3 protein-coding genes are annotated in these 3,054 nt (G+C 62.3%); all 3 read right to left on the minus strand.

The window, feature by feature from the left end; all coding sequences use genetic code 11:
* Positions 1–151: 151 nt before the first annotated feature.
* A complete protein-coding gene (locus DBR18_RS01185; RefSeq protein ID WP_108588961.1) occupies positions 152–1,252 on the minus strand; it encodes a DUF1513 domain-containing protein in 1,101 nt (366 codons plus the stop codon).
* 14 nt (positions 1,253–1,266) lie between these two features.
* A complete protein-coding gene (locus DBR18_RS01190) occupies positions 1,267–2,331 on the minus strand; it encodes an imelysin family protein (protein WP_108588962.1) in 1,065 nt (354 codons plus the stop codon).
* A 26-nt stretch (positions 2,332–2,357) separates the two neighbouring features.
* The coding region (locus DBR18_RS28600; RefSeq protein ID WP_256588488.1) for a di-heme oxidoredictase family protein at positions 2,358–3,054 on the minus strand (697 nt) is incomplete at its 5' end.

The following is a 3,054-nucleotide window of genomic DNA, read 5'->3' on the forward strand; positions in this document are numbered from 1 at the left end:
CTGACGTGACAACCCGATATCCCATGATGCTTCCTTAAATCGACGCTCCTACATCATGGTCTAAAAAAATTCGACCACAACACGGCAGCTCCTACAGAGGATTGCATTCCAATGTAGGAGCTGCCGCAGGCTGCGATCTTTTAAGGCTGTTTTACGCCATCAGGTGCAGATGGTTGTCCCAGAGCCCCGCCGGCAATTCCAGCGGTTTGGCCAGCAGTTCATCCTGACGGCAATCGTAGTAACGGCAGCGGCCCTGACCGGAGGTCACGACAAAACCGTCCTTCACCGCGCCGACACCCGCGCAATCGGGCAGCGGCGCGTCGAGACGCACTTCGCCGCTGTCCAGATCCCAGATGAAGAAGCGGTTGCCGCGCGGCGCGGTCAGCGCCACCAGCCGCAGTTCGCTGTGCACTGCGACGCTGGCGGTGTAGTGACCCATCGACTGCAACTGATGCTCCGGCACCGGGAACGCCACGAAGGGCTGGCCCGGACGCTTGATCGCCAACAGCTCGGAACGCTCATGGGAGGCGCCCATGAACTGCTGGCCGGCGACGATGGTGCCGTCGCTGGCGATGCCCAGGTGGCGCACGCTGTTCATCTGCTGGGCAAGGGTTTCCTTGCTCAGCAGGGTGCCGTCACGTTGCATCAGCACCAGGCTCGGTTCCATGGCGTTGAGGTTCATGTCGACGCGGCTTTCGGCCTCGGTACGAATTCCGCCGTTGGCCACCACCAGGGTTTCGCCGTCGGGCATCCACGACACCTGATGGGGGCCGAGGCCATGGGTGGAAATCTCGCCGCTGTGCACCAGCCGCTCGCCTTCGAACTTGTACACCCCGAGCAGGCCACGCCCCGGATCAGTGGTGTCGTTCTCGGTGGCGTACAGGTATTCGCCATCCTTGTGCACCACGGCGTGGCCGTAGAAATGCCGGTTCGGCTGCGACGTCACGGTTTGCAGCAACGCCCCGTCACGCAGATCGATCAGGTAGCTCTCGGTGCCCGGGCGGCGGGCGACAAACAGCGCGATCGGCAGCGTCGGGTGGTTGATGATGTCATGGCAACGCTGGCCGACCTCGGTGGCGAACACTCGCGTACCGTCCAGCCGATAACCGACGGCGTAATGCTTGCCATCGGTGTCGTCGCGCGCCGAGAGCAACAGCGGGCTCTGATCCTTGCGCTTGAACAGCGTCCAGCCGCCCAGTGTCACTGCTCCCAGCAGCAAACTACCTAACGTCAGAGCCTGGCGTCGCAGCATGGCACTTGCCCTCATCAGTCACCGTCGTTGGCGTTGAAGCCCAGTTGGATGCCCAGCGCCTTGGCCAGTTCGCCTTCGTGCAGGCGATGGACGACGTTGAGGCTGTCGTAGAGATCGTTGAGTTGCTGGCGACCGGCGTCGTCCTGGAGCATTTCGGTCAGCGAGCGCTGGGTGCTGCCGAACAGTTTGAGCGAGGCGGCGTAGGCCGCGTCGATCTTGTCTGCCAGTGGTTTCTGATCGCTTGGCAACAGACCACGCAGGCCTTTGTTGTCGACGCCTTCCCACACGGTTTTGGCCGCGGCAAGGCTGGCTTCCAGTGCAGTCAGCGACGACTGGCTGCGCCACGCATCGGCCTGGAACGGTTGTGGCACGCCCTTGCTCTGGCGGCCCATCGGTGTGCCGAGTTTCTTTTTCAGGGTGTCGAGCGCAGTCACCTGCACGCGCAGCAGATCGGCGATCGCTTCGTGGGAGTCGGCGTAGCGCTGGTTCGGGAACTTGCTCATTTGCGCGAGCATGCCGTCGGTGTTGTTCCAGCTCTGCAGAATCTCTTCGGCCAGTTGCTTCTGGCGTTCACCGATGGCGATCAGCAGCGGGCAGTATCTGGCTTTCTGTTCAGCGTTGGCGACGTCAGGTTTTTCATCGAACAGGATGTACTCGTAAGCCGACAGGCCTTGCACCACGACGCTGGATTTGGCCAGTGCGGCGGCGTCGATCTGCGGCTGGGCGACCACCAGTTGTTCGACCTGACGGCCAACCAGGTTTTTCTTGTCCGGCCAGAACTGCACCTGCCACGAACGGTTGCCCTCGGCCAATGGGCCGATCAGCAGCGGTTGCAGCTCGGCCCAGGCTTTCTGTGCGTGCAGGAAGTCGGCGCGGGCGGTCTCCAGGTCCTCTTTGCCCTGGCAGTAGGCGAGGGCGCTGACGGCCAGTTGCCTGTCGGCTTCGACCCAACGGGTGTAGGTCGGCAGGATCACCGATTTGGCGATGGCCGCCGACGTGACGGCTTGCGGGTCCTGCGGCGAGCAGGCGCCGAGGGCGAGTGCAGCGAGGCTGGTAAACAACAGTTTGGGACGGAACATGTCGGGCTCCCGATTCTTTTAAATGTTTAAAGTGAGTTCAAGAACGCCAGCAGCGCGGCACGCTGTTCGGCGTTGAAAGACAAAACCTGTTGCTGCGCCTGCTGCGCTTCGCCGCCATGCCAGAGCACGGCTTCGAGCAGGTTGCGGGCGCGGCCGTCATGCAGAAACTGAGTGTGGCCACTGACCGCTTGCGTCAGGCCGATCCCCCACAACGGCGGGGTGCGCCAGTCGCGGCCGGAGGCCTGGAATTCCGTGCGGTTGTCGGCCAGACCGTCGCCCATGTCGTGCAGCAGCAGATCGCTGTACGGGCGAATCACTTGATTGGCCAGTTCAGGTTCGGCGGCGTTGGCGGCGGTGGTGTATTTCGGTGTGTGGCAAGACTGGCAACCGGCCTGGAAAAACAGGTTCTTGCCGGCCAGCACCTGTTCGTCGTTGACGTCACGACGGGCCGGCACTGCAAGGTTGCGGGTGTAGAACAGCACCAGACGCAAAATGTTGTCGCTGACTTCCGGCTCGCCGTCCGGGCCATTGCCATTCGGCGCCTGTTTGCAGGCGGTTTGCGTGTCGGTGCAGTCATCGAAGGGTCTCAGGCTGGTCGTGAGGCCCATATCACCAGAAAACGCGTGAACATTTTGTTGATTGAGATTCGGTTGCCCGGCTTTCCAGCCAAATCGACCCATGACGGTCTTGTGCAGTGCGTCATCCCAGACCTGATTCGGCCGG

This window comes from Pseudomonas sp. HMWF021, from assembly GCF_003061005.1.
In the GTDB taxonomy this organism is placed as follows: Bacteria; Pseudomonadota; Gammaproteobacteria; order Pseudomonadales; family Pseudomonadaceae; genus Aquipseudomonas.

Coding starts and splice junctions, on each gene's coding strand:
- DBR18_RS01185 (WP_108588961.1), bottom strand. CDS start 1,252: ATGCTGCGACGCCAGGCTCTGACGTTAGGTAGTTTGCTGCTGGGAGCA.
- DBR18_RS01190 (WP_108588962.1), bottom strand. CDS start 2,331: ATGTTCCGTCCCAAACTGTTGTTTACCAGCCTCGCTGCACTCGCCCTC.